Annotated in this window: 25 protein-coding genes and 1 riboswitch; of the genes, 13 read left to right on the forward strand and 12 right to left on the reverse strand. The window is 74.3% G+C overall.

What is annotated here, in order from left to right; genetic code table 11:
- A complete protein-coding gene (locus tag GA0070213_RS01940; RefSeq protein ID WP_091056079.1) occupies positions 1 to 1,305 on the forward strand; it encodes an aminotransferase-like domain-containing protein in 1,305 nt (434 codons plus the stop codon).
- A 69-nt stretch (positions 1,306 to 1,374) separates the two neighbouring features.
- On the forward strand, positions 1,375 to 1,626 hold the full coding sequence (locus GA0070213_RS01945; protein WP_091056082.1) for a hypothetical protein: 252 nt from the start codon (positions 1,375 to 1,377) through the stop codon (positions 1,624 to 1,626).
- Between the two features lie 48 nt (positions 1,627 to 1,674).
- Here GA0070213_RS01945 and GA0070213_RS01950 read toward each other — a convergent pair whose 3' ends face one another.
- The 5 genes from GA0070213_RS01950 to GA0070213_RS01970 form a co-directional block, all read right to left on the reverse strand.
- A complete protein-coding gene (locus GA0070213_RS01950; protein ID WP_091056085.1) occupies positions 1,675 to 3,111 on the reverse strand; it encodes a glycine hydroxymethyltransferase in 1,437 nt (478 codons plus the stop codon).
- Between the two features lie 18 nt (positions 3,112 to 3,129).
- A riboswitch (ZMP/ZTP riboswitch) is annotated at positions 3,130 to 3,219 on the reverse strand.
- A 153-nt stretch (positions 3,220 to 3,372) separates the two neighbouring features.
- On the reverse strand, positions 3,373 to 3,873 hold the full coding sequence (locus GA0070213_RS01955; protein ID WP_091056088.1) for a hemerythrin domain-containing protein: 501 nt from the start codon (positions 3,871 to 3,873) through the stop codon (positions 3,373 to 3,375).
- A gap of 110 nt (positions 3,874 to 3,983) precedes the next feature.
- On the reverse strand, positions 3,984 to 5,459 hold the full coding sequence (locus GA0070213_RS01960; RefSeq protein WP_091056090.1) for a S8 family peptidase: 1,476 nt from the start codon (positions 5,457 to 5,459) through the stop codon (positions 3,984 to 3,986).
- Positions 5,460 to 5,570: 111 nt separating this feature from the next.
- Positions 5,571 to 6,434, reverse strand: a complete 864-nt coding sequence (locus GA0070213_RS01965; protein WP_091056092.1) for an NAD(P)H-hydrate dehydratase — start codon at positions 6,432 to 6,434, stop codon at positions 5,571 to 5,573.
- Positions 6,418 to 7,149, reverse strand: a complete 732-nt coding sequence (locus GA0070213_RS01970) for a histidine phosphatase family protein (RefSeq protein ID WP_091056094.1) — start codon at positions 7,147 to 7,149, stop codon at positions 6,418 to 6,420. The genes GA0070213_RS01965 and GA0070213_RS01970 overlap by 17 nt, the downstream gene beginning before the upstream one ends.
- A 187-nt stretch (positions 7,150 to 7,336) precedes the next feature.
- Here GA0070213_RS01970 and GA0070213_RS01975 point away from each other — a divergent pair, with 187 nt between their 5' ends.
- Both GA0070213_RS01975 and GA0070213_RS01980 read left to right on the forward strand, forming a co-directional pair.
- On the forward strand, positions 7,337 to 7,666 hold the full coding sequence (locus GA0070213_RS01975; RefSeq protein WP_091056097.1) for a hypothetical protein: 330 nt from the start codon (positions 7,337 to 7,339) through the stop codon (positions 7,664 to 7,666).
- 35 nt (positions 7,667 to 7,701) lie between these two features.
- Positions 7,702 to 8,685, forward strand: coding sequence for a DNA polymerase domain-containing protein (locus GA0070213_RS01980; RefSeq protein ID WP_091056099.1), 984 nt, complete (start codon positions 7,702 to 7,704; stop codon positions 8,683 to 8,685).
- 4 nt (positions 8,686 to 8,689) lie between these two features.
- Here GA0070213_RS01980 and GA0070213_RS01985 read toward each other — a convergent pair whose 3' ends face one another.
- Positions 8,690 to 9,196 carry an Lrp/AsnC family transcriptional regulator gene (locus tag GA0070213_RS01985; RefSeq protein ID WP_091056638.1) on the reverse strand — a complete coding sequence of 169 codons (507 nt, stop codon included), beginning with the start codon at positions 9,194 to 9,196 and terminating at the stop codon, positions 8,690 to 8,692.
- Positions 9,197 to 9,268: 72 nt separating this feature from the next.
- Here GA0070213_RS01985 and pdhA point away from each other — a divergent pair, with 72 nt between their 5' ends.
- The 3 genes from pdhA to GA0070213_RS02000 are packed head-to-tail and all read left to right on the forward strand — an operon-like array spanning position 9,269 to position 12,926.
- On the forward strand, positions 9,269 to 10,474 hold the full coding sequence (gene pdhA, locus GA0070213_RS01990) for a pyruvate dehydrogenase (acetyl-transferring) E1 component subunit alpha (RefSeq protein WP_175441180.1): 1,206 nt from the start codon (positions 9,269 to 9,271) through the stop codon (positions 10,472 to 10,474).
- Positions 10,474 to 11,478 carry an alpha-ketoacid dehydrogenase subunit beta gene (locus GA0070213_RS01995; RefSeq protein ID WP_091056104.1) on the forward strand — a complete coding sequence of 335 codons (1,005 nt, stop codon included), beginning with the start codon at positions 10,474 to 10,476 and terminating at the stop codon, positions 11,476 to 11,478. The genes pdhA and GA0070213_RS01995 overlap by 1 nt, the downstream gene beginning before the upstream one ends.
- Positions 11,463 to 12,926: a dihydrolipoamide acetyltransferase family protein gene (locus tag GA0070213_RS02000; protein WP_091056107.1), complete on the forward strand. Its 1,464-nt coding sequence runs from the start codon at positions 11,463 to 11,465 to the stop codon at positions 12,924 to 12,926. Before GA0070213_RS01995 ends, GA0070213_RS02000 begins: the two co-directional genes overlap by 16 nt.
- Before the next feature lie 47 nt (positions 12,927 to 12,973).
- On the opposite strand, the gene GA0070213_RS02005 is transcribed toward GA0070213_RS02000, so the two are convergent.
- Positions 12,974 to 13,426: a rhodanese-like domain-containing protein gene (locus tag GA0070213_RS02005; protein WP_091056109.1), complete on the reverse strand. Its 453-nt coding sequence runs from the start codon at positions 13,424 to 13,426 to the stop codon at positions 12,974 to 12,976.
- Between the two features lie 71 nt (positions 13,427 to 13,497).
- Between GA0070213_RS02005 and GA0070213_RS02010 the strand changes: the two genes are divergently transcribed.
- Positions 13,498 to 14,496: a helix-turn-helix domain-containing protein gene (locus GA0070213_RS02010; protein WP_091056111.1), complete on the forward strand. Its 999-nt coding sequence runs from the start codon at positions 13,498 to 13,500 to the stop codon at positions 14,494 to 14,496.
- A gap of 194 nt (positions 14,497 to 14,690) precedes the next feature.
- Entirely contained in the window at positions 14,691 to 15,962 is a 1,272-nt protein-coding gene (locus tag GA0070213_RS02015) for a L,D-transpeptidase (protein WP_175441165.1), read from the forward strand.
- A 59-nt stretch (positions 15,963 to 16,021) separates the two neighbouring features.
- Here GA0070213_RS02015 and GA0070213_RS02020 read toward each other — a convergent pair whose 3' ends face one another.
- Complete coding sequence (locus GA0070213_RS02020; RefSeq protein WP_091056116.1) at positions 16,022 to 17,041, reverse strand: SMP-30/gluconolactonase/LRE family protein; 1,020 nt, start codon at positions 17,039 to 17,041, stop codon at positions 16,022 to 16,024.
- A gap of 182 nt (positions 17,042 to 17,223) precedes the next feature.
- On the opposite strand from GA0070213_RS02020, the gene GA0070213_RS02025 reads away from it, so the two are divergent.
- Positions 17,224 to 17,583 (forward strand): anti-sigma factor antagonist, encoded by a 360-nt coding sequence (locus GA0070213_RS02025; RefSeq protein ID WP_091056119.1) that lies wholly within the window; start codon positions 17,224 to 17,226, stop codon positions 17,581 to 17,583.
- A 54-nt stretch (positions 17,584 to 17,637) separates the two neighbouring features.
- On the opposite strand, the gene GA0070213_RS02030 is transcribed toward GA0070213_RS02025, so the two are convergent.
- Both GA0070213_RS02030 and GA0070213_RS02035 read right to left on the reverse strand, forming a co-directional pair.
- Positions 17,638 to 18,006 (reverse strand): FKBP-type peptidyl-prolyl cis-trans isomerase, encoded by a 369-nt coding sequence (locus GA0070213_RS02030; protein ID WP_091056121.1) that lies wholly within the window; start codon positions 18,004 to 18,006, stop codon positions 17,638 to 17,640.
- Between the two features lie 162 nt (positions 18,007 to 18,168).
- Entirely contained in the window at positions 18,169 to 18,726 is a 558-nt protein-coding gene (locus GA0070213_RS02035; protein WP_425412797.1) for a DoxX family membrane protein, read from the reverse strand.
- 215 nt (positions 18,727 to 18,941) lie between these two features.
- Here GA0070213_RS02035 and GA0070213_RS02040 point away from each other — a divergent pair, with 215 nt between their 5' ends.
- Positions 18,942 to 19,640, forward strand: a complete 699-nt coding sequence (locus tag GA0070213_RS02040; protein WP_091056642.1) for a CBS domain-containing protein — start codon at positions 18,942 to 18,944, stop codon at positions 19,638 to 19,640.
- A gap of 11 nt (positions 19,641 to 19,651) precedes the next feature.
- Here the strand turns inward: GA0070213_RS02040 and GA0070213_RS02045 are convergent, their stop codons facing one another.
- A complete protein-coding gene (locus GA0070213_RS02045; protein ID WP_091056123.1) occupies positions 19,652 to 20,368 on the reverse strand; it encodes a helical backbone metal receptor in 717 nt (238 codons plus the stop codon).
- Between the two features lie 89 nt (positions 20,369 to 20,457).
- On the opposite strand from GA0070213_RS02045, the gene GA0070213_RS02050 reads away from it, so the two are divergent.
- On the forward strand, positions 20,458 to 21,114 hold the full coding sequence (locus tag GA0070213_RS02050) for a nitroreductase family protein (protein ID WP_091056644.1): 657 nt from the start codon (positions 20,458 to 20,460) through the stop codon (positions 21,112 to 21,114).
- 4 nt (positions 21,115 to 21,118) lie between these two features.
- On the opposite strand, the gene GA0070213_RS02055 is transcribed toward GA0070213_RS02050, so the two are convergent.
- Positions 21,119 to 22,207 (reverse strand): DICT sensory domain-containing protein, encoded by a 1,089-nt coding sequence (locus GA0070213_RS02055; protein WP_091056126.1) that lies wholly within the window; start codon positions 22,205 to 22,207, stop codon positions 21,119 to 21,121.
- 137 nt (positions 22,208 to 22,344) lie between these two features.
- Between GA0070213_RS02055 and GA0070213_RS02060 the strand changes: the two genes are divergently transcribed.
- Positions 22,345 to 23,211, forward strand: a complete 867-nt coding sequence (locus GA0070213_RS02060; RefSeq protein WP_091056129.1) for a PDDEXK family nuclease — start codon at positions 22,345 to 22,347, stop codon at positions 23,209 to 23,211.
- Positions 23,212 to 23,433: the final 222 nt, after the last annotated feature.

Below are 23,433 nucleotides of genomic sequence, written 5' to 3' on the forward strand. Positions count from 1 at the left end.
GTGGAACCGGTGGACCTGACCGTCACGGCGCTGCACGGCAGCGTCGACGACCCGGCGTTGAACTCGATGAACTTCCTCAACGAGGTGGCGCAGCACTATCCCGACGCGGTGTCGCTGGCCGCCGGCCGGCCCTACGAGGAGTTCTTCGACTCCGCGCGGCTGCCCGAGCACCTGGACCGCTTCCGCCGGCACCTCGCCGACGACCTCGGGCTCGACCCGGCCCAGGTGGACCGGACGCTGTTGCAGTACGGCCGGACGAAGGGGATCGTGCACCACCTGATCGCCCGCAACCTGGCCGTCGACGAGCGGATCACCGTCGACCCGGAGGCGATCGTGGTGACCGTCGGCTGCCAGGAGGCGATGTTCCTGGTGCTGCGCGCGTTGCGAGCCGACCCGTCCGACGTGCTGTTCGCGGTGGCGCCGACGTACGTCGGGCTGACCGGCGCGGCCCGCCTGGTCGACCTGCCGGTGCGCCCGGTGGCCGGCGGCCCGGACGGCGTCGACCTGGCCGACCTGCGCGCCGGGGTGCGCCGGGCCCGCGCCGAGGGGCTGCGGCCACGGGCCTGCTACGTGATGCCGGACTTCGCCAACCCGTCCGGGGTCAGCATGGACACCGCGCGCCGGCGCCGGCTGCTCGACCTGGCCGCCGAGGAGGACCTGCTGCTCATCGAGGACAACCCGTACGGGCTCTTCCCGGCCGCCGGCACGGACCGCCGCCCCACGCTGAAGGCGCTGGACACCGCCCGCCGGGTGGTCTACCTCGGCTCGTTCGCCAAATCCGTGCTGCCCGGCGCCCGGGTCGGTTACGTGGTGGCCGACCAGCGGGTCGGGGGATCGGACGGCACCGTCGGCCCGCTCGCCGATCAGCTCGCGAAGATCAAGAGCATGGTCACGGTGAACACGTCGCCGATCAGCCAGGCGGTGATCGGCGGCGCGCTGCTGGCGCACGACTGCTCGCTGGTCGCCGCGAACGTCCGGGAGCGGGCCGCGTACGCCCGCAACCTGGGCCACCTGGTCGACGGGCTGGCCCGGCGCTTCCCGGCCGGCGGCCCGGTGCGCTGGACCGTGCCCGCCGGCGGCTTCTTCGTGGTGCTGACCGTGCCGTTCCCGGTCGACGACGCGGTGCTGCACCGCTCCGCGCGGGAGTACGGCGTGCTCTGGACCCCGATGGCGCACTTCTACGACGCCGGCACCCCGGTGAACGCGCTACGGCTGTCGGTGAGCGCGGTCACCCCGGCGCAGATCGACAGGGGTCTGGACCGGCTCGCCGCGCTGGTCGCCGACACCGCGGCCGCGCCGGTCTGACGCCGTACCGTCGTCGTTCCGGCACCACCCGTGTTCCGTCGCGCCCGGGTGTCCGTTGATAATGGACGGATGGTTGCCTGGGAGTACGCGTTGCTGGTCCGCCGCTATCAGGGGCAGGGCCGGAATTTCCACGTCTCGTTCGTCTGGTACGGCCCGGACGGGTCCCGCACCGACGTCACCGCGTACGGCGACACCGCTGTCGCGCACCTCAACCGGGTGGGCCGCGAGGGCTGGGAGCTGGTCTCCGCCGCCGAGGACGTGAACAACGTGCAGGGCAGCACCGAGGTGCACCGCTATCACCTCAAGCGCCCGCTGCGCTGAGGTCCGCGCCCCTGCCGGCCACCCGGTCGGCAGGGGCGCGGGCGCGTCTCAGCCCAGCTCGACCTCGGGATAGAGCGGGAACGGGGTGAGCAGGTCGGCGGCCTGCTTGCCGACCGATTCGGCGGTCGCCGGGTCGAGCACGTACTTCGCCTTCGACGGGGCGCCGTCCGGGCCGGTGCCCGCGCTGGTCTGGGTGAGCACGGTGTGCATCAGCTCGGCGGTGGCGTCCATCTCCGCGGTGCCGAGCCCCCGGGTGGTCAGCGCCGGCGTGCCGATCCGGATGCCGGAGGTGTACCACGCGCCGTTCGGGTCCTGCGGCACCGCGTTGCGGTTGGTCACGATGCCGGAGTCGAGCAGCGCCTGCTCGGCCTGCCGACCGGTCAGGCCGTACCCGGAGACGTCGATGAGCACCAGGTGGTTGTCGGTGCCGCCGGTGACCAGCGTCGCGCCCCGGCGCAGCAGCCCGTCGGCGAGCGCCTGGGCGTTGTCGACGATCCGCTGGGCGTAGTCGGCGAAGTCGGGGCGCCGGGCCTCGGCCAGCGCGACCGCCTTGGCGGCCATCACGTGCGGCAGCGGGCCGCCGAGCACCATCGGGCAGCCCCGGTCGACCTGGTCGGCCAGCTCCGGGCCGCAGAGCACCATGCCGCCGCGTGGGCCGCGCAGCGACTTGTGCGTGGTGGTGGTGACGATGTGCGCGTGCGGCACCGGGTCGAAGTCACCGGTGAAGACCTTGCCGGCGACCAGCCCGGCGAAGTGCGCCATGTCGACCATGAAGGTGGCGCCGACCGAGTCGGCGATCTCCCGCATGACCCGGAAGTTGACCTTCCGGGGGTACGCCGAGTAGCCGGCGACCAGGATCAGCGGCTTGAACTCCCGGGCCGCCTCGGCCACCCGGTCGTAGTCGATCAGGCCGGTGGCCGGGTCGGTGCCGTAGCTGCGCTGGTCGAACATCTTGCCGGAGATGTTCGGCCGGAAGCCGTGGGTGAGGTGCCCGCCGGCGTCGAGCGACATGCCGAGCATCCGCTGGTTGCCCAGCTCCCGGCGCAGCGCGAACCAGTCCGCCTCGGTGAGGTCGTTGACCTGGCGGACCTGGGCCTTCTTCAACGCGGGCGACTCGACCCGGTCGGCCAGGATCGCCCAGAAGGCGACCAGGTTGGCGTCGATGCCGGAGTGCGGCTGCACGTAGGCGTGGGCGGCCCCGAACAGCTCCTTGGCGTGCTCGGCGGCGAGCGCCTCGACGGTGTCGACGTTCTGGCAGCCGGCGTAGAAGCGGCGGCCGACCGTGCCCTCGGCGTACTTGTCGCTGAACCAGTTGCCCATGGCCAGCAGCGTCGCGGGGGAGGCGTAGTTCTCGCTGGCGATCAACTTCAGCGACTCACGCTGGTCGGCCAGCTCCGCGCCGATGGCGTCCGCCACCCGCGGCTCGACGGCGCGGATCACCTCGATCGCGCTGCGGAAGGCGGTGGACTCGACGTTGTGCGACATGCGACCTCCTGGTGACGTGCGGAAGGCCCAGGCGCTCGGCATGCGTCCTCATGACGAGGCCGCTCCCCGATGGTGCTCCATCTCCACGCGCCAGTCACGGCCCGTGCCGATCCTAGCGGTCCGCGCCGGGCCGGACCTGCGGGGTCGCGCGTCCCCTCGCGGGCACAGATGTAAGGAGGGGCCCCTTGTTAACGCATTCTGCATAGGCGGGGCCCCCGCTTAACATCCACGTGTTGAGCGGGGGCCCGCCGTGCGTCCGGGTCAGGCGGTCACGGCGTCGCGGGCCTTCTTCAGCGCCTCGGGGGCGGTCGGCGTCTTCGGCGCCTTCGGGCGCAGGTCGAGCATCCGCTGGCCGATCTCCTGGAGCTGGTTACGGCCGAGCGCGTCACGCACCTTCGGGAACCACTCCTGCTCCTCCTCCTCGACGTGGTGCAGCACGTTCTCGATCAGCACCGTCGTCTTGGCGACGAACCGCTCGTCGTCGGCGTCCATCGCGAACAGCTCGAGGCAGAGCACGTCCGCGACGTGGTGCTCCTCGTACGACTCGAGGATGTCGTCCTCGACGTCGGGCACCAGCTTGCGAACCTCCGGGTACATCACCTCGTTCTCCAGGTAGGTGTGCACCGTCAGCGCCTCGATGATCTGCGTGACGATCTTCCCGCGCCGGCTCGCCGGCCCGTCCTCGGCATCCTGGAAGGCCTTGAACAGGCGGCGGATCTCCTTGTGGTCCTCCTTGAGCAGGACGATCGCGTCGGTGGACACCGGGTTACCTCCTAGGTCGGCTGACGAAGCCCCCCTACCCGGCGTCCGACCAGGACAAACGGACCGGGCCCGGCGATCGTCGCCGGGCCCGGTCCGTGGCTGCGCGAGGGTTACCGCACCGCGTTGTACGCGTCGACCAGGCCGGCGCCGTAGAACCCGTTCCGCTTGCCGCCGGAGCAGGTCGCGTCGTAGGCGTTCGGACCCGTCGGAATCAGCGGGACCGGGTTGTAGACGCCGGCCGGGCAGGACCTCGCCACCGCCGTGCGCTCCAGGAACGACGACAGCTGGCCCGGGGTCATGCCCGGGTGGGCCGACAGGGCCAGCGCCGCGACGCCGGTGGCATGCGGGCCGGACATCGAGGTGCCCTGCTTGTACCCCCACCCGTTGGTGCGGGTGACCGTGTTGAAGGTGGTGGACAGGATGCCGTCGGTGGACGTCGAGCGCACGCCCTGGGTGCGGAACCGGGTGTCGCCGCCCGGCGCCGTCACGTCGATGACGCCCTGGCCGTACGAGGAGTAGTAGCTCTTCTCGCCGGTCGGGCCGACCGCGGCGACGGTCACCACGCCGGGCACCTCGGCCGGCAGGTCGAGGCAGGCGTTGGTCAGGTTCTCGCGCTCCTCCGGGGTGCCGTTGTTCGGGCTGCCGGTGTCGGTGATCTTGTGCGCGAGGTCGTAGTTGGAGTTGCCGGCGGATGCCACGTTCAGCACGCCCTTGGACTGCGAGTAGCGGATCGCCCGCTGCACGGCCTGCCACACCGGGCGCTGCCGGGCGTCGTTGCGGCAGTTCAGCTCCCACGGGTCGATGTAGTAGCTGTTGTTGGTCAGCCGCATGCCGTGGTCGGCGGCCCAGAGGAACCCGCAGACCGCGGCCTCCGGGAAGATGTAGCCGTCGTCGTTGACCACCTTGACGGCGGCGACCTTGACCCCCGGCGCGACACCGGTGACGCCGACGCCGTTGAGCGCGGCGGCGATGGTGCCGGCCACGTGCGTGCCGTGGTCGCTGGTGGTCGGGTTCCACGCCGCCTCGGCGGTGTCGGTGACGCCCCCGACGCAGGACGTGCTCTCGTCCTTGGCGATCTGGGTCGCCAGGTCCGGGTGGGTGCTGGAGATGCCGCTGTCGAGCACGCCGACGATCACGTCCGGGCGGCCGGTGGTCACCGCGTGGGCCTGCGGGAGGTGGATCATGTCCATGTCCCATTGCTGGCCGTAGAGCGGCTCGCGGGTCGGGTCGCCGGTGGCGTCGGCCGCGGACACCTCCACGGTCTCGCCCTCGTCGAGGGCGGTGCCGAGGCCGGCGGTGGACGCGACGGACTGCACGCCCGCGCCGGCGACCCGCGTGGCGAACGACGGGTTGGTCGAGCGGACGACCAGCACGCCGATCTGGTCGTAACTGGCCACGACCGTGCCGTCCGCGGCCGCGACCCGGGCGGCGGCCTTGCCGGTGGTGGCGCCCTGCGGGGCGAGGACCAGGTAGGAGGTCTCCGGCCCGGCGGCCGCCACCGGTGACGGCACACCGGTGAGGGCGAGGCCGGCGCCGAGCGCGGCGGCGGACGCGCCGGCCAGTGTCTTGCGACGAAGGTTCTTCACACGTACTCCCAGGGGCCGATCCGGTCCGACGAGCAGGCTGCTCGCCGTTGCCGGTTCAGCGTGGGCGGTGCCTGTGGTGTTACACACATCACAGGCCGGCGGCGTCGCGCGTCAGACCGTCGCCAGCGTGTACGGAATCTCGTCGAGCAGTTCGCGGGCGAGGAAGCCGATCCGGCCGTACCGGGGCACCAGCCGCTGCCCGCTCACCGCGTGCGCGAACGCCGCCCAGCAGGCCGCCTGCGCCGGGTCGGCGCCCCGGGACAGCAGCCCGGCGAGCAGGCCGGCCCGCACGTCACCGCTGCCCGAGGTGCCCAGCCCGGCGTCGCCGCTCTCCTCCCGCCAGGCCCGGCCGTCCGGCGTGGCGATGTGGCCGTACAGCGAGACCACCGCGTCGTACCGGCCGGCCAGCTCGACCGCCTCGGTGTCCAGGTCGTCGCCGGGGTCGCGGTCGAGCAGGTGCCGGGCCTCGGTGAGGTTCGGGGTGAGCACCACCTTGCGGCCGGACCCGACCAGCAGGTCCGGCTCGTGGCTGAGCGCGCCGAGGGCGTACGCGTCGAGCACCAGCGCGGTCTCCCGGCCGGCCGCGTCGAGCACCACGTGCAGCAGCTCCCGGGTGGCGTCGATGTCGCGCAGGCCGGGGCCGACCGTCACCACGTCCGCGTCGGCGACCAGGCCGCCGAGCAGGTCACCGGGGTCGCCGCGGACCGCGCCGTCGTCGGTCTCCGGCAGGCCGACCACGAGGGCCTCGGGGACCTGGATGCTGAGCGACGCGGCGGTGGACTCGGCGGCGGCCAGCTGGAGCACCCCGGCGCCGGCCCGCAGCGCGGCCACGCCGGCCAGCAGCACCGCCCCGGGGGTGAACCGGGAACCGCCGACCACCAGCACCGTGCCGCGTGCCTCCTTGCCGCCGGTGGGCACGGGCAACGCCCAGTCACGCAGCAGCGCGGGGGTGATCACGTCAGACCGGTTCGGCATGGACCTCGTCCTCCCTGGTGGGCCGCGCCCCCTGCCGGTGCAGGTGGGCGACGTCGTTGAACGTCTCCGGGCGCAGCCGCCCGGCGTCGTCGGCGCGCCAGCCGGTCACCGAGCAGTTGGCGATGACGTGCTCGCGGGTGAGCGCCATCAGCTCCTCCTCGGTGAGCCCCTCCACCAGGTAGCGGAGCAGGAAGACCAGCGCGTCGTGGCCGAACAGCAGCACCCGGCCGCCGTCGTGGTCGCGCCGCAGGTCGCCGAGCAGGGTGCGCAGCCGCAGGGCCACGTCCGTCCACGACTCGCCGCCGGGCGGACGGTAGTAGAACTTGCCGAGCCGGTCGCGCCGCCCCGCCTCCTCCGGGTGGCGCCGGCGCACCCCGTGCCCGGTGAGCCCGTCGAGGATGCCCAGCTCCCGGTCGCGCAGCCGCTCGTCGCGGCTCATCGGCACCCCGGTCCCGGCCAGCGCCAACTCGGCGGTGCGCCGGGCGCGCAGGTAGGGCGACACCACGGCCACCTCGGGCCGGCGCCCCTCGGGCAGGCCGGCCAGCCACCGTCCGGTCGCCCGGGCCTGCTCCTCGCCGGTCGGCGACAGCGGCACGTCCGCGTCGCGGTGGGTGAGGTCGATCAGCTCGGCGCCGGACGTCTCGGCCGCGGTGGCCGCGACGTTCGCGGTGCTCTCGCCGTGCCGGACGATCCAGAGCTCTGCCAACTCCGCCATGCGGCTCCCGGTACCCGGGCCCCGCGCCGGGTAACCGCGCCGGCCCGGCCGGCTCTGCACCGGCCGCCCGCGGCCGCACCCGCCCGCGGCCGCACCCGCCCGGGTGCCGTCGGTGGGGCAGCGCGAAGTGGCATCGACCCGGCAGAATGTCCGCCGGGTCGGGGTGGGCCGTGCGGAAGGGGTGGGCATGTCGACGGTGGTGCGAGGGCTGCGCGAGGCGCTGGTGCTCTTCGTGATCGCGGTGGTGGTGATCGCGGTGGCGGTGGGCGTCTGGGTGGCGATCAGCGGGGGCGACTTCGTGCACCGGTTGGGCGTGGCCTTCCTGCTGGTCGGCGGCCTGATCGGGATGACCGGCGACCTCACCCTGAGCCGGATCGGCATGCTGCCGGCCCGGTCCACGTTCGGCCTCGCGCCGGAGCGGGCGGACGGCGGCGGCGGCCGGGTGCTCACCGGCATCGGCATCTTCCTCTTCGTCTCGATCCCGCTGTTCGTGGTGGGGATCCTGCTGATCACCTGAGCGGATGCCCGCGCGACGCCGGCCGGTGCCCTACCGTGTTCCAGGTGGCGACCACGGCGGCCGAGGAGATCCGGGTGGGGGAGCGGCTGGTCCGTGTCTCCAGCCCCGACAAGCCCTACTTTCCGGAACGCGGGCTGACCAAGCTGGACGTGGTGCGCTATTTCCTCGCTGTCGGCGACGGGATCCTGCGTGCGCTGCGGGACCGGCCGACCATGCTGGAACGCTGGCCGCGCGGGGTGTTCGAGGGCGCCAAGGTGGCCACCCGGCAGACCAACAAGGGTGACGCGTTCTACCAGAAGCGGCTGCCGGCGGGCGCGCCCGACTGGGTGCGCACCGCGCACATCACGTTCCCCAGCGGCCGGACCGCCGACGAGGTGGCCCCGAGCGAGCTGGCGGTGGTGGTCTGGGCGGCCAACCTGGGCACGTTGCGGTTCCATCCGTGGCCGGTGTCGAAGGGCGACGTGGAACGCCCCGACCAGCTGCGCATCGACCTGGACCCGATGCCGGGAGTGGAGTTCGCGCAGGTGGTGCCGGTGGCCCACGAGGTGCGGGCGTTCCTGGCCGAGCTGGGGATGGAGGGTTTCCCGAAGACCACCGGCGGGCGGGGCATCCACGTCTACCTGTCCATCGAGCCGCGGTGGAGCTTCGGCGAGTGCCGGCGGGCGGTGCTGGCGCTCGGCCGTGAGGTCCAGCGCCGGCTGCCCGACCTGGTCACCACGACCTGGTGGCGTGACCAGCGTGATCGGCCGGTCTTCGTCGACTACAACCAGATGGCCCGCGACCACACCATGACCTCGGCGTACTCGATCCGGCCCACGCCGGCGGCGCTGGTCTCCGCGCCGCTGGACTGGGCCGAGCTGGACGACGCCCGGCCGGAGGACTTCGACGTGCTCAGCATGCCGGCCCGGTTCGCCGAGCGCGGCGATCCGCACGCCGGCCTGGACGGCCGCCGGCACTCGCTGGAGCCGCTGCTGGCCCTGGCCGACTCCGAGGGGCTGGAGCCGCCACCTGAGCGTTGAGCGCTCAGGCCCAGGGGCTCCGGGTGCCGTCGAACTCCTCGAAGACCAGCCAGGTGCGGGTGGAGAGCACGCCGGCGATGCTCTGCACCCGGTCGAGCACCACGTCCCGCAGGGTGGCGTTGTCCGGCGCGCGGACCAGCGCCAGCACGTCGTGCTCGCCGCTGAGCAGCGCCGCGTGCTCGATGTAGCGCACCTGGGCCAGCTCGGCGGAGACCTCCCGCCAGGTGTTCTGCTCGATGGTCAGCGCGATGTACGCCGAGGTGCCCAGCCCGGCCGGCTCGGGCGCCACCCGCGCGGTGAAGCCGGTGAGCACGCCGTCGCGCAGCAACCGCTCCACCCGGGCGTACGCGTTGGTGCGCGAGACGTGCACCCGTTCGGCAAGCGTGCGGATGGAGAGCCGGGCGTCGGCGACCAGCTCACCCAGGATCCGCCGGTCGACCTCGTCGAGCGGGCCGGCCGAACGTCCCGTTCCGCCTGGCGCGCCCGCTGTGGCGCCGGTCTCCTGGCTCATCGTGCTCATCTCCCGATGCCATTCGTCCCGCGTTCCTCGCGGATGTTGAGTCAATCATCCCTGGGCAGGAGCATAGGGCCACCACACGTCCAGGAGGTCCCCGCCGTGACGACCACACCCCAGGCGGTCCGCAGGGCATCCCCGCGCACCCGCCGGAAGGCCACCCCGGCCGCCGCCGACCCGTCGGCCGGCCTGCTGCCGCAGTCCGAGCCGGTCCGGTTGCTGAACCCGGACGGCACCGCGCTGCCGCCCCGCGACGACTACCCCGAGCCGCCGGTCGAGACGTTGCGCGAGATGTACCGCCGGATGGTCGTCGGCCGCCGCTTCGACACCCAGGCCACCGCGCTGACCAAGCAGGGCCGCCTCGCCGTCTACCCGTCCGCACGCGGCCAGGAGGCCTGCCAGGTCGGCGGCGTGCTCGCGCTGCGCGACTCGGACTGGGTGTTCCCCACCTATCGGGAGTCGATGGCGCTGACCGCGCGCGGCCTCGACCCGGTCGAGGTGCTCACCCTGCTGCGCGGCGACTGGCACTGCGGGTACGACCCGGCCGTCACCCGCACCGCGCCGCAGTGCACCCCGCTGGCCACCCAGACCGTGCACGCCGCCGGGCTGGCCTACGGCGAGTCCTACCAGGGGCGCGACACCGTGGCGCTCGCGTTCATCGGCGACGGCGCGACCAGCGAGGGCGACTTCCACGAGGGCGTCAACTTCGCCGCCGTGTTCAAGGCCCCGGTGGTGTTCCTGGTGCAGAACAACAAGTACGCGATCAGCGTGCCGCTGTCCCGGCAGACCGCCGCGCCGAGCCTGGCCTACAAGGGCGTCGGCTACGGCGTGCCCAGCGAGCAGGTCGACGGCAACGACCCGGTGGCCGTGCTGGCGGTGCTGCACCGGGCGATCGCGCACGCCCGCTCCGGCCAGGGCCCCTACCTGATCGAGGCGCACACCTACCGGATGGAACCGCACACCAACGCCGACGACCAGACCCGCTACCGCGACGTCGACGAGGTCGAGGCGTGGCGCGACCGCGACCCGATCGCCCGGCTGGAGGCGTACCTGCGGTCCCGGGGCGTGCTGGACGACGCCGCGGTCGCGGCGGTCGCCGAGGAGGCCGAGGCGTACGCCGCGACGCTGCGCCGGCGGATGGACGAGCAGCCCACGGTCGACCCGCTCAGCCTCTTCGACCACGTCTACGCCGAGCCCACCCCGCAGCTGGTGGAGCAGCGGGAACTGGTCCGCGCCGAGCTGGCCGCGGCCCGCGACGAGGAGGGGGACGCCTGATGGCCGCCGTGACCATGGCGAAGGCGCTCAACGCCGCGCTCGCCGACGCGCTGCTCGACGACGAGCGGGTGGTCGTCTTCGGTGAGGACGTCGGCCAGCTCGGCGGCGTCTTCCGGATCACCGACGGGTTGCAGGCCCGCTTCGGCGACAAGCGCTGCTTCGACACCCCGCTGGCCGAGGCGGGCATCGTCGGCTTCGCGGTCGGCCTGGCCATGTCCGGGCTGCGGCCGGTGGTCGAGATGCAGTTCGACGCGTTCGCGTACCCGGCCTTCGAGCAGATCGCCTCGCACGTGGCGAAGCTGCGCAACCGCACCCGGGGCGCGCTCAGCGTGCCGATCGTCATCCGGGTGCCCTACGCCGGCGGCATCGGCGGCGTCGAGCACCACTGCGACTCGTCCGAGGCCTACTACGCGCACACCCCTGGTCTGAAGGTCGTCACGCCGGCCACCGTCGACGACGCGTACTCCCTGCTGCGCGCCGCGATCGACGACCCGGACCCGGTGGTGTTCCTGGAGCCGAAGAAGCTCTACTTCGCCAGCGCGGAGGCGGAGCTGCCGGCGCGTACCGCGCCGATCGGCGCGGCCGTGGTACGCCGGCCGGGCACCGACGCCACGCTCGTCGCGTACGGCCCGGCGGTGCCGGTGGCGCTGGCCGCCGCCGAGGCGGCCCGCGAGGAGGGCTGGGACCTGGAGGTGGTCGACGTGCGCAGCATCGTGCCGTTCGACGACGCCACCGTCACCGAGTCGGTCCGCCGGACCGGCCGGTGCGTGGTGATCCAGGAGGCGCAGGGCTTCGCCGGCGTCGGCGCCGAGATCGCCGCCCGGGTGCAGGAGCGCTGCTTCCACGCGTTGCACGCCCCGGTGCTGCGGGTGTCCGGCCTGGACATCCCCTATCCCGCGCCGATGCTGGAGCACACCCACCTGCCCTCGGTGGACCGGGTACTGGACACGGTGGCCCGGTTGCAGTGGGACGACCAGCCCGACAACCGGTGGGTGGCGGCATGACCGACACCGTGGGGACCCGCGACTTCCTCCTGCCGGACCTGGGCGAGGGGTTGAGCGAGGCGGAGATCGTCGAGTGGCGGGTCGCGGTCGGCGACGTGGTCACCGTGGACCAGACCGTGGTCGAGGTGGAGACCGCCAAGGCCGTGGTCGACGTGCCGTGCCCGTACCCCGGTCGGGTCGTGGCGCTGCACGGCGCGGCGGGTGAGGTCCGCCCGGTCGGTCAGCCGCTGATCACCATCGCCGCGCTCGACGGCGGCGACGATCCGGACCCGCACGCCACCTACCGCGAGGAGGAGCGGGCCGGCTCCGGAAACGTCCTGATCGGGTACGGGACCGGGCACGGCGTGCCGGGGCGGCGGCGGCGCCGACCTCGCCTGTCGGTCGCCAAGGAACCCGGCACACCGGCCCCCGCCAACCCCGGCTCCGGCCCTCCGGCCCCGGCCGGCTCGTCGGCCCGGACCGGCGCGGGGGTGGGGGCCGGCCCGTCGAGCCCGGCCGGCGTGCCCGCGTCGGTGGACCGGACGTCCGATCCGGTGCGGACCGGTGGCCCGGTCGCGGCGCCGCTGGTCATCTCGCCGATCGTGCGGCGGCTGGCGAAGGAACGCGGGGTCGACCTGGCGTCGCTGCGCGGCACCGGCCCCGGTGGCGTGATCCGCCGGGCGGACGTGGAGACGGCCCGGTCCGCTCCGGCGGCGCGGCTGGCGGCGGTACCGGACGCGCCGGACGCGCACGTCGGGCTCGTCCCGGCGGGCGACGGCGACGTGGTCGTGCCGCTCACCGGCATCCGCAAGGTGATCGCGGACAAGCTGTCCCGCAGCCGTCGGGAGATCCCCGAGGTCACCATCTGGGTGGACGTGGACGCCACCGGGCTGCTGGAGACGCGGGCCACGATCAACGCCGCGAGCCCGGACGCGCCGGTGAGCATCCTGGCCCTGCTGGCCCGGATCTGCCTCAGCGGCCTGCGGAAGTATCCGCAGCTCAATGCGCGGGTCGACACCGAGGGCCAGCGGATCGTGCAGTCCGCCGGGGTGCACCTGGGCATCGCCGCGCAGACCGACCGGGGCCTGGTCGTGCCGGTGCTGCGCGACGCCCAGCGGCTCACCACCGGGGAACTGGCCGCCGCGCTGGCCGAGACCACGGCGGCGGCGCGGGCCGGCACGCTGCCGCCCGGGCGGTTGACCGGCGGCACGTTCACGCTCAACAACTATGGCGTGTTCGGGGTGGACGGCTCCACGCCGATCATCAACCATCCGGAGGCGGCGCTGCTCGGCGTCGGGCGGATCGTGGACAAGCCCTGGGTGGTCGACGGTCAGCTCGCGGTTCGCAAGGTGACCCAGCTCAGCCTCACCTTCGACCACCGGGTCTGCGACGGCGGGGTGGCCGGCGGGTTCCTCCGTCACGTGGCCGACTGCGTCGAACGGCCCGCCCTGCTGGTCGCGAACGTCTGAACCGGGCGACCCCGGCCCCGCCTGCGGGGCCGGGGTCCGGCGGAGTCTCAGCAGCCGCACGAGCCGGTGACGGGAACGGTCAGGTCGTCGGCCGGGCGTCGGGTGAGCCCGGACCCGGTCCGCACCGGGAGGCCCTCCCGGACCCAGTACTCGTAGCCGCCGATCATCTCCTTGACCGGGTAGCCGAGCCGCGCGAACGCCAACGCGGCCTTGGTCGCGCCGTTGCAGCCGGGCCCCCAGCAGTAGGTCACCACCGGGGTGCCGGGCGGGATGAACTCCGCCGCCCGCGCCGCGATCTCGGCCGTCGGCAGATGCGTGGCGCCGGGGAGGTGCCCCTGCCGCCAGGCCGCCTCGTCGCGGGAGTCGACCACCCGCAGGACGGCGTTCGCCTCCAGGTCGGCGTGGACGTCGCTGACGTCGGTCTCGAAGGACAGTCGCGCGGCGAAGTGGGCGGTCGCCGCCGTCGGCGACGCCGGTGGAACGGAGAAGGACCTCGACATGCAGTGATCATGCTCGCCGCCCGGCCCCGGGGACCAGTGGCGGGACCGTCGTCGCTCGCTAAGATCCCGCCATGCCCACCCCGAGCACCGCCGCCCGGACGGTCTCCGTGCTGGCCTATCCCGGCATGTCGGTCTTCGAGACCGGGATCGTCACCGAGGTGTTCGGGCTGCCCCGCCCGGAGTTCGACCGCGCCTGGTACGACGTCGTCCTCTGCGCCCCGCAGCCCGGGCCGGTGCCGGTCCTCGGCGGAGCCAGCCTGCACACCCCGTACGGCCTGGACGTCTTCGCCCGGGCGTCCACGGTGATCGTGCCCGGGGTTCCGGACGTCACCGCCGACCCCTCGCCCGACGTGACCGAGGCCCTCCGGTCGGCGCACCGGCGCGGCGCGCGCGTCATGTCGATCTGTTCGGGCGCGTTCGCCCTGGCGGCCGCGGGACTGCTCGACGGGCGCCGGGCCACCACCCACTGGCGCTACGCCGACCTGCTGCGCCGCCGGTTCCCCACCGTCGACGTCGACCCCGACGTCCTCTACGTCGACGGTGGGGACGTCCTCACCAGCGCGGGTAGCGCCGCCGGGCTCGACCTGTGCCTGCACGTCGTCCGGCAGGACCACGGTGCCGCCGTCGCCAACGCCGTCGCCCGCAGGCTGGTGACCCAACCGCACCGCGACGGCGGGCAGGCCCAGTTCGTCGAAGCGCCGGTGAGCACCGTCGCCGACGACGACGCGGTGGCGCGCAGCATGGACTGGGCGGTGGCGCACCTCGATCGACCCATCACGGTGGAGACGCTCGCCCACCACGCCCGGATGTCGCCCCGCACGTACCTGCGGCACTTCGCCCGGGCCACCGGCACCAGTCCGATCCGCTGGTTGATCAACCAGCGGGTGCAGGCCAGCCTCGTCCTGCTGGAATCCACGGCCGTCCCCATCGAGCAGATCGCCAGGGCGGTCGGCTTCGAGTCGCCGATCACCTACCGGCACCACTTCGGTCGTGCCATGCGCAACTCTCCGGCGGCCTACCGTCGAGCGTTCCGCGCCGCCGACGCGCAATCGCCCGAAAGCGGCCAGTGACGAAAGCCCGGGGCGAACCCCTCGCGCGGTGCGGGCTCGCGCAGAACGGGTGAGCCCGCCACGCACATGCTGATCCGGTAACAGTCGACTCATTTCCTCCGCAGCCATTTCCGAGCAATTCCGCCGAAGGTGCCACACGGTGGTCCCGGGCCTACAGAATGTGGGCGAGGGGGTTCGGAAATGGGGGGCGACATATGTTTGTGAGGCGGCGACTGACGCTTTTCGCGATGACCGTCGCGGCCGCGCCGCTCGCGGTCGGCGCGTGCACCGCCGGCCCGAAGTCGGTGGTGCGGCACGCCGAGGCGGCGCCGCCGTCGGTCACGGTCACGCCGGCCGACCGGGCCCGTGACGTGCCGATCAGCGCGGAGGTGGGCACCAGGGTCAGCAACGGCAAGGTGACCGGCGTGAAGCTCACCGACGACAAGGGTCGCCCGGTGCCGGCCCAGGCGCGCGAGGACGGTTCCGGCTGGGTGCCGGACCGCCCGCTGGCCAATTCCCGGACGTACACCGCCGAGGTGACCGTGGCCGGTGATTCGGGGAAGACGACGACACAGAAGACGACGTTCACCACCATGGCCAAATCCACCAAACCGGCCGTCACCAGCGAATTGTATTTCCAGGACAACCAGACGTACGGGACGGCGATGCCGGTCGTGCTCGGGTTCGACCCGCCGATTCCGGAGCAGGCGCGGGCGGACGTGCAGCGCCGGCTGTTCGTCAAGACCGACCCGCCGCAGCCGGGCGCCTGGTCGTGGATGTCCGACGGCAAGCAGGCCGAGTACCGGGCGCCCGACCGCTGGAAGCCTGGCACGAGGATCAGCGTCCGCAGCGCGCTGGAGGGGCTGCCCATCGGCAAGGAGGCGATCGGCGACGTCGACCGGGTGGCGACCGCCAGGGTGGGCCGGCAGGTGTCGCTCGACATCGACAACACCACCAAGCAGATGACGGTCTACCAGGACGGCAAGGTGCTCCGGAAGCTCCCGGTCAGCCTCGGCAAGCCGAGCACGCCGAGTTCCAGCGGCACCATGGTGATCATGGAGAAGCACGAGCACACCACGTTCGACACCCGGGGCGAGCCGGACGGCGGCTACGTGGTCGACGTGGACGACGCGCAGCGGCTCACCTGGGGCGGTGAGTTCATCCACTCCGCGCCCTGGTCGGAGGGGGAGCAGGGCTACAACAACACCTCGCACGGGTGCACGAACGTCTCGGCCGCCGGCGCGGACTGGCTGATGGGCGTCACGCAGGTGGGTGACCTGGTGACGGTGAAGGGCACCGAGGTGCAACTCCAGCCGGGCAACGGCTTCACCGCCTGGAACGTCAGCTGGAACGAGTTCGCCAAGGGCAGCGCGCTGCCCGTGCCGGCGGGGTTGAAGCCCACGCAGAGCCCGACGCCGCATCCGGGGGCGGTGGCCGGCGGGTCCGCGCCGGCACCCACCCCGACCAGGAGCAACAGCGGCGGCTGATACCGGGGAGGAACGGCCACGGGCCGGCTCGCGGGCACGCGGGCCGGCCCGACGCCGGCTCAGTCCAGGTCGACGCGGGCCACGCCGGTCGCGGTCAGGCTGCCCAGCCAGAGCTGCCGGCCGTGCTGCCGCACGCCGGTCACCATCGGGTACGCGCCGCCCGGCCCGTGCAGCGTCCGCAGCACCCGCCCCGCGCCGTCGACCAGCGCGACCAGCCCGTACCGGCGCGGCTGCGGCTGCACCGCCCCGGGCAGCAACGCGACGAGTTGGCGGACCCGGGGATGGGGCAGCAACCGCTCCATGACCGGCAGCCGAGGGCTGGGCAGGGCGATCCAGTACGTCCCGTCGCCGACCGCGGAGACGTTGTCCGGGTATGCCGGCAGGTCGGCCAGCACGGTGGCCCGCCCGCCCGGCAGGTCCACCCGCAGCAGCCGGTGGGTGGCGGTCTCGACCAGCATGAGCGCCGACTCGTCCGGGGTGAGCGCCAGCCCGTTCGGGAAGTAGAGCCCGTCGGCGACCACGTCGGTGCGTCCGCTGCGCCTGTCGTACGCCAGCACCCGCCCGTTGGGCCGGTGCTCCAGCAGGTCCCGCTTCCAGTGCGAGAGCGGGAACCGGTCGGACGAGTCGGTGAAGTAGACGGTGCCGTCGCGGGCCACGGCGGCGTTGTCGGCCAGGTGCACCGGCGGCGCGGTGCCGGTCAGCTCGTGCACCGCGCCGGCCGGGTCGACGCGCAGCAGCCCCCGGTAGGCGTCGCAGACCAGCAGCCCGCCGTCGACCGGGTCCAGCTCGACGCCGAGCGGCCGGCCGCCGGTCTCGGCGAGCAGCGCGGGGCGGGTGCCGGGCGGGGCGTCCACCGGCCACCACCAGAGCCGGCCGTCCTCGTCGCCGCTGATCACCCGGCCGTCGGCGTCGACGACCACGTCCTCCGGCCCGTGCCCGCCGTCGGGCAGCGGCAGCAGGTCGGCCCGGTCCAGCCGGGTGTCGTCGGGAGCCCAGACCCCGGCTAGCGGCGGCGGCACCGTCGCCGGCTCGCGGACCGGGCGGATCAGCAGGGGGACGCGCGGGCGGGGGACGGCCATCGGGTCATTGTGGCCCGCCCCCGGCCGGGTGGGGAGTCCGCGCGGCGTGTCCCGCCGCCGGGCGCGGGCGACGGGCGGCTGCGGGATGACCCTGAGACGGCTCGGGGTCGGCACCGGAAGCTACCCGGAACCCCGCCGCCGAGCAGCCGGAACTGTCGGTGGGCGGGGGTAGGTTTACCGGCATGACGGACAGCGGCGACCGCTTCTCGGTGGTGATGGAGGTGCTCGACCACGCGGTCGAGCTGCGCCCGGTGGGTGAGATCGACATCGCCACCGTGTCGGCGTTCCGGGCCGCGCTCTGGGCGGCGCCGGCGCGCCCGGTGGTGCGCGTCGACCTGTCCTGCGTGCCGCTGCTCTCCGCCGCCGGGGTGCGGGCGCTGGCCGCCGCCCACCTGCGGGTCCGGGCCCGCGGTGGCGAGCTCGTGCTCGTCGACCCGGCGCCGGTGGTGGCCCGGGTGCTGCGCGTCACCGGCCTGCACCGGGTCGTTCCGGTGCGCGAGTCGGGCCGTGCCCGCGAGCTGCTGACCTGCGTCGCCGCCTGAGCGGCGACCGGGCCGCCGACGCGACGCCGACGGCCCGGTGGCCAGGGGGAGCGCTCAGCGCACGCCGAGCAGGTCCACCACGAAGACGAGCGTCTCGTTGGGCTTGATGACGCCGCCGGCGCCCCGGGCGCCGTAGCCCAGGTGTGGCGGGATGGTGAGCCGCCGCCGGCCGCCCACCTTCATGCCGATCACGCCCTGGTCCCAGCCGGCGATGACCTGGCCGCCGCCGAGCGGGAACTCGAACGTCTCGCCCCGGTTCCACGAGGCGTCGAACTCGCGGCCGGTCGAGTGGGCCACCCCCACGTAGTGCACGCTGGCCAGCTGGCCGGCGTGGGCCTCCGGGCCGTCGCCGACCGTGATGTCCTCGATGACGAGATCGGCGGGCGGGGCGCCCTCGATCGGGCCAACCTCGGGCTTGTCCATGAGCGGGTCTCCTCGGTGCTGACGGTGCGGTCACCGTCGATCCTGCCGGATCGCGACCGGCCGATACGCGCCGGTCCCCGCCTCGCCACCGACCTCGCCCGCCGGGGCGCACGACGAGGCGGGCGTCGCCTGCCGGCGACGCCCGCCCGGGGCGACCTGCGCTCACTTCAGCCAGGGGAGGCGCTGGACCAGGGGGAGCTTCGCCCAGGCCCGGCCGAGGCCGAGGGTGTTGCCGGCGCCGACCAGGGCCAGGCCGGCGAGCAGGCCCGCGTAGATGAGGTGGTCGTCCATGAAGGGGTTGTTCTCCGGAGGCAGCACGGCCGTCCACATCAGGACCAGCAGCAACCCGCCGGCGACGGCGGCGATCCGGGTGCCGACGCCGAGCAGCAGCGCCACGCCGATGCCGAGCAGGCCGAGCATGAACAGCCAGTCCGCCCAGGCCGCGCCGGCGATGTCGTGGTAGACCCCGGCGAACGGGCCGGCCACGGCGTTGCCCAGGAAGCCCTTGGTCGGGCTGCCGCCGTTGATCCAGGCGTTCTTCGTCGGGGTCTCGTGCCCCAGCCCGAACATCTTGTCCAGGAAGGCCCAGAGGAAGATCCAGCCCAGGGCGATCCGCAGCCCGGCCCACACGTACCGGGTGGCCTTCTGGCGGGGGGTCTCGACCGCCGGAGCGTTGGTGGCGGCGGGGGTCCGCTCGATTGTCGCGGTCATGGTCTCCACGTCCCTTCCTGTGCCTGGCACCGCGCTTCGGTGGCACCTCCATTCCATCTCCCGGGGGCGCGGTGGAGCAGGGCCGAGGGTGCCCTCCGGACCGGGTCCTTGGTCCCGCCCGGACCCGGTCCTCTCGGCCCGCCCGGGACCGGCCCGCGGCCCCTGCCCCGGCATCTCCCGGCGGCCTAGCGTTCCCGGTGGAGGCCCGGCACGAGGAGGTCGTGATGAGGACGTGGCAGGTGGCCGACGTGATGACCAGGGACGTCGCCACGGTGGGCGAGGAGACGCCGTACCGCGACGTCGTCGACGTGCTGGTCCGGGAGCGGGTGAGCGGGGTGCCGGTGGTGGACTCGTTCCGCCGGGTGCTCGGCGTGATCTCCGAGGCGGACCTGCTGCACAAGGTGGAGCGGTCCGGCCGGCCCGAGGAGCGCCGGGTGTTCGAGGGGCGGCGTCGTCGTGCCGCGCGGGAGAAGGCGGGCGCGCTGGTGGCCAGGGATCTGATGACCGCGCCGGCGGTCACCACGCACGAGCGGGCGGCGCTCGCCGCGACGGCCCGGCTGATGGACCGCGAGGCGGTCAAGCGCCTGCCGGTCCTCGACGACCTCGGCCGGCTGGCCGGCATCGTGACCCGCGGCGACCTGCTCCGGGTGCACCTGCGCACCGACGCGGAGATTCGCGAGGACGTGGTCCAGGAAGTGCTGCGCCGGGTGCTCTCGGTCCGCGACGGCCTGGTCACCGTGCAGGTCAGCGGCGGCGAGGTCACCATGGACGGTCGACTGGACCGCCGCAGCGCCGTCGAGCTCGCCGGCCGTCTGGCCGGCCAGGTCGCCGGCGTGGTCGCGGTGCACAACGCCATCTCGTACGACGTGGACGACACCACGCTGATGGAGCTGGACCCGGTGCACGCCACCCCGATCGCGTGACCGGTCCCGGCTCAGACCGGGGTGGCGAGCTGGGCGGCGAGCAGCGCCGGCGCCTCGGCCAGCGACGGGCCGTACCAGGTGAGGTGCCGGCCGGAGACCAGCACCGAGGGCACCGGGCCGAACGCCTCCGGCCCGTCGTCGGCGGTGAACCGGTACGGCTCGTCCGGCAGTACCACCAGGTCCGGCGCCCGTTCGCGCAACCGGTCGAGCGTCGGGCGCGGATAGCGCTCCGGGTCGGTGGCCCAGGCGTTGACCACGCCGAGCCGGCGCAGCACGTCCCCGGCGAACGTGTCCCGGCCCAGCACCACCCACGGTCGCCGCCACACCGGGACCACCGCGGTGCGGACCCGCGCCGGCACGGGCGGGGCGGCCCAGGCCCGCCGGGCCGCCGCCAACCAGGGCGGCTCGGCCGGCGCACCGAGCGCGGCGACGAGCGCGCCGAGCTGGTCGAGCGCCTCCGGCACGGTACGCGGGAAGGTGACCCGGACTTCGACCCCGGCCGCGCGCAGCGCCTCCGCGTCGGCGAGCCGGTTCTCCTCCTCGTTGAGCAGCACCAGGTCGGGCGCCAGGGCGAGGACCCGCTCCAGGTCGGGGTACTTCGTCCCGCCGACCCGGGGGACGTCCAGCCCGGCCGGGTGGGTGCACCAGTCGGTCGCGCCGACCAGGACCTCCGGCCGGGTCGCCGCGACCGCCTCGGTCAGCGACGGCACCAGCGACACCACCCGCACGCCGCCCTCCCCTCGTACCGGCCCATCCTCGCGCATCGACGGATCCCTGTCCGGTGGCCGGCTCCGGCGGACCGGCCGAGAATGAGCGGATGCCTCCGCACCCGACCGGCCGGCCGGTCCCCGACTACGGCGTCCCGCCGGCCGAGGCGCTGCCCCGGGCCCGCGAGTTCGCCGACCAGCTGGTCCGCCGCCGGACCGTACGTCACTTCAGTGACCGGGCGATCCCGCCGGGCGTGCTGGCCGAGGCGCTGCGGGCGGCGGCGTCCGCGCCCAGCGGAGCCAACCGGCAGCCCTGGCGGTTCGTGGTGGTGACCGACCCGGCGCTGAAGCGGCGGCTGCGGGCCGCGGCGGAGGCCGAGGAGCGGGTCTTCTACGAGCGACGGGCGCCGGAGGAGTGGCTGGCCGCGCTGGCCCCGCTCGGCACCGACGCGAGCAAGCCGTTCCTGGAGACCGCGCCGGCGATCGTCGTCGTGTTCGAGGTGCACCGCGGCCCGCACTCGCCCCGCCCCTACTACGTCAAGGAGTCGGTGGGGATAGCGGTCGGCTTCCTGCTCGCCGCGCTGCACCGGGCCGGGCTGGCCACGCTCACCCACACGCCGAGCCCGATGCGGTTCCTCAACGAGCTGCTCGACCGGCCGGCCGAGGAACGGGGCAACCTGATCATCCCGGTCGGTTATCCCGCGCCCGACGCCACCGTGCCGGACATCGACCGTAAACCGGCCACCGAGGTGGTCGTCTGGCGCTGACCGGTCAGCGGGCTCCGGCCGGGGCGACGGCGGGCTCCGGCGGCAGGCCCGCCACGGGCACCCCCTCGCGCACCGCCCACTCCACCGCGGCGCGCAGGTCCGCCGTCGGCAGCGGACGCCGGGCGGTCACCGCGACCGCCGCGTGCACCGAGTAGGCGACGAACGGGAAAGACCGGGCCAGCGCGCCGATCGCGTCGTGCAACCGGCCCACCACGGCCAGCGCCTCCGGCTCCCCGAGCGCCGGCAGGACCAGGTGGAACTCGTTGTCGGCCACCCGGACCGCCCGGTCGACCGGCCGGAGCACGCCGGTGACGGCGGCGAGCAGGGCCTGGCCCTCGCGGGCGGCGCTGCGCCGGCCGAAGCGTTCCGGTGAGCCGGCCGGCTCGTCGACCCGCAGGCCGACCAGCGCCACCGGCAGGGTGCCGGAGGCGGTCACCCCGTCCGCCCCGCTCCAGCGGCGCAGGCCGCTGTCGTCGAGCATGCCGTCCGTGGTCTCGACCGGCGGTGCGCTCCGGTCACCGCGTCGGGCGAGCAGCCGCAGCGCCGACTCGGCGCGCGCCTCGCCGGGACCTGCCGGGATGTCGCGCACCCGGGCGACCGCCTCGTCCAGCGCCGAGCGGGCCGGGCCGGGCAGCCGCTCGGCGAGCCGCTCCCGCAGGCGGATCACCTCGTGCAGCGCCGCGTCCCGGCGGAACCCCCAGCGGCCCTCGAACAGCCGGCCGGCCTCCAGCGTCGCGGCCGGCGTGACCTCACCCCGGTCGTACGCCACCAGCGAGGCGCCGAAGCGGGGGGTCAGCGCCACCACGCTCCACTCCCGGGCCAGTTCCTCCGTCTCGTCCAGCACCACGCCGTACACCCCGTCGGGCAGGTCCGGCGGGGGACCGCCGACCATGCCGACCACGGTGACGGCCGCCCGACCGGCGATGCGCCGGTAGACCGCTCGCTCCCGCTCGAAGTACGGCAGCCGCTGGAAGAGCGCGAGGACGACCAGCGGGCCGTCCTCTGCCTCCGCCAGCGCGGCCCGCTCGACGGCGTGGGAGACGGCGACGAGACTGCGTTTGGTGAACCGTTCCGGGGTCAGTCCGCTGTGCACCCGCCGAGCCTAGATCGCCGGACCCGGCGACGCACCGCCCGTCGGGCGGCCGGATTCCGCCGCACCGCCGAGGCGGCCGCCATGATCGACGCCCTACACTCGGACGTCGACGCAGGCGACGGACGGATTGTGGCGAGATGACGAGCACCGGCAGCGTGGCCGCCTCCTGGTTGCGGCCGATCCCGTCCGGCGCCGCGCCGCGCCTGGCGCACGCGGGCCACCTCGGGTACGCCGACCGTCGGCTCGCCGAACTGGCGCTGGGTCGTCCACCGGGGATCACCGGCAGCCAGTGGAGCACCGCCGGACGGGCCCGCCTCGACCTGGTGGCCTGCGCCGCCGACACCGGCCTGCCGCGGTTCGCCGTGCGCTTCGGCGCGCCCGCGCCCGACGGCTCGCCCGCCCGCCGCGCCGACCGGCTGACCGACGCGGTCTGCGCCGCCGTGGGCCTGCCGCTGCTGCGGGTCGAGTCGTCGACGCTCGGCGGCGGCGACCAGGTCCGCCGGTTCGTCGCGTACGTGCTCGACGCGCGCGCCTACACCGAGGGCACCGACCCGGACGGCGGGGACACGGTCGGGTTCCGCGACATCGTGGGCCGGCTGCCGGACGGCCGGCGTGGCCCGGTCAACGACCTCGGCGCGCTGGCCCGGGCCGACGCGGTCGGCGCGTACGTGGCGGGCCGGCTGGCCGACCCGATCGTGCGCGGCCTGCACGTGCGGTGGACGGACGGGCCGGCCGAGGGCTGGGGCTGGGTCGAGGTGCGGCCCGGCCGTTGCCTGGTGGAGCGGGTACGGCTGACGTCCCGGGGTTTCTCCTGCGGGGTGGAGCCGGGCCGGCTCGCCGAGGACCTGGCCGCGATGGCCCTGGGGGAGCGGCTGCGCGCCCTCGACGCCGACGCGACGTCCCTGGTGGACCGGGACGACCTGCGCGGGCAGGTGCGACGGCTCGCCGCCCGACGGGACTCCTTCGACGGCGGCTTCGCGTTCGACCATCTCTGCGCCGACTGATCCGCCCGTTCCGGCCGCCGGCCGGGCCCTCGATTTTTTTCCCGATCTCCGGTTGAACCTTCGCCGACGGCGCTCCGTACCTAAGCGGGAATGGACGCAGATCTTCCGCCGCGCCCGGACGGCGCGGAGACGGTGCGGAGAGGGCATCGTCGGCCATTGACGCGCGACCACGGCGTCGCAGTGATCCCCACCCCGAGAACATCCGCCGGGATCACCAGTCAA

The sequence above is a fragment of the Micromonospora humi genome (assembly GCF_900090105.1).
In the GTDB taxonomy this organism is placed as follows: Bacteria; Actinomycetota; Actinomycetes; order Mycobacteriales; family Micromonosporaceae; genus Micromonospora; species Micromonospora humi.

Excerpts from the sequence above, each read along its gene's own strand:
- GA0070213_RS01945 (WP_091056082.1), top strand. The coding sequence starts at position 1,375 with ATGGTTGCCTGGGAGTACGCGTTGCTGGTCCGCCGCTATCAGGGGCAG.
- GA0070213_RS01950 (WP_091056085.1), bottom strand. The coding sequence starts at position 3,111 with ATGTCGCACAACGTCGAGTCCACCGCCTTCCGCAGCGCGATCGAGGTG.
- GA0070213_RS01965 (WP_091056092.1), bottom strand. The coding sequence starts at position 6,434 with ATGCCGAACCGGTCTGACGTGATCACCCCCGCGCTGCTGCGTGACTGG.
- GA0070213_RS01970 (WP_091056094.1), bottom strand. The coding sequence starts at position 7,149 with ATGGCGGAGTTGGCAGAGCTCTGGATCGTCCGGCACGGCGAGAGCACC.
- GA0070213_RS01975 (WP_091056097.1), top strand. The coding sequence starts at position 7,337 with ATGTCGACGGTGGTGCGAGGGCTGCGCGAGGCGCTGGTGCTCTTCGTG.
- GA0070213_RS01985 (WP_091056638.1), bottom strand. The coding sequence starts at position 9,196 with ATGAGCCAGGAGACCGGCGCCACAGCGGGCGCGCCAGGCGGAACGGGA.
- GA0070213_RS01995 (WP_091056104.1), top strand. The coding sequence starts at position 10,474 with ATGGCCGCCGTGACCATGGCGAAGGCGCTCAACGCCGCGCTCGCCGAC.
- GA0070213_RS02005 (WP_091056109.1), bottom strand. The coding sequence starts at position 13,426 with ATGTCGAGGTCCTTCTCCGTTCCACCGGCGTCGCCGACGGCGGCGACC.
- GA0070213_RS02010 (WP_091056111.1), top strand. The coding sequence starts at position 13,498 with ATGCCCACCCCGAGCACCGCCGCCCGGACGGTCTCCGTGCTGGCCTAT.
- GA0070213_RS02015 (WP_175441165.1), top strand. The coding sequence starts at position 14,691 with ATGTTTGTGAGGCGGCGACTGACGCTTTTCGCGATGACCGTCGCGGCC.
- GA0070213_RS02020 (WP_091056116.1), bottom strand. The coding sequence starts at position 17,041 with ATGGCCGTCCCCCGCCCGCGCGTCCCCCTGCTGATCCGCCCGGTCCGC.
- GA0070213_RS02025 (WP_091056119.1), top strand. The coding sequence starts at position 17,224 with ATGACGGACAGCGGCGACCGCTTCTCGGTGGTGATGGAGGTGCTCGAC.
- GA0070213_RS02030 (WP_091056121.1), bottom strand. The coding sequence starts at position 18,006 with ATGGACAAGCCCGAGGTTGGCCCGATCGAGGGCGCCCCGCCCGCCGAT.
- GA0070213_RS02040 (WP_091056642.1), top strand. The coding sequence starts at position 18,942 with ATGAGGACGTGGCAGGTGGCCGACGTGATGACCAGGGACGTCGCCACG.
- GA0070213_RS02050 (WP_091056644.1), top strand. The coding sequence starts at position 20,458 with ATGCCTCCGCACCCGACCGGCCGGCCGGTCCCCGACTACGGCGTCCCG.
- GA0070213_RS02060 (WP_091056129.1), top strand. The coding sequence starts at position 22,345 with ATGACGAGCACCGGCAGCGTGGCCGCCTCCTGGTTGCGGCCGATCCCG.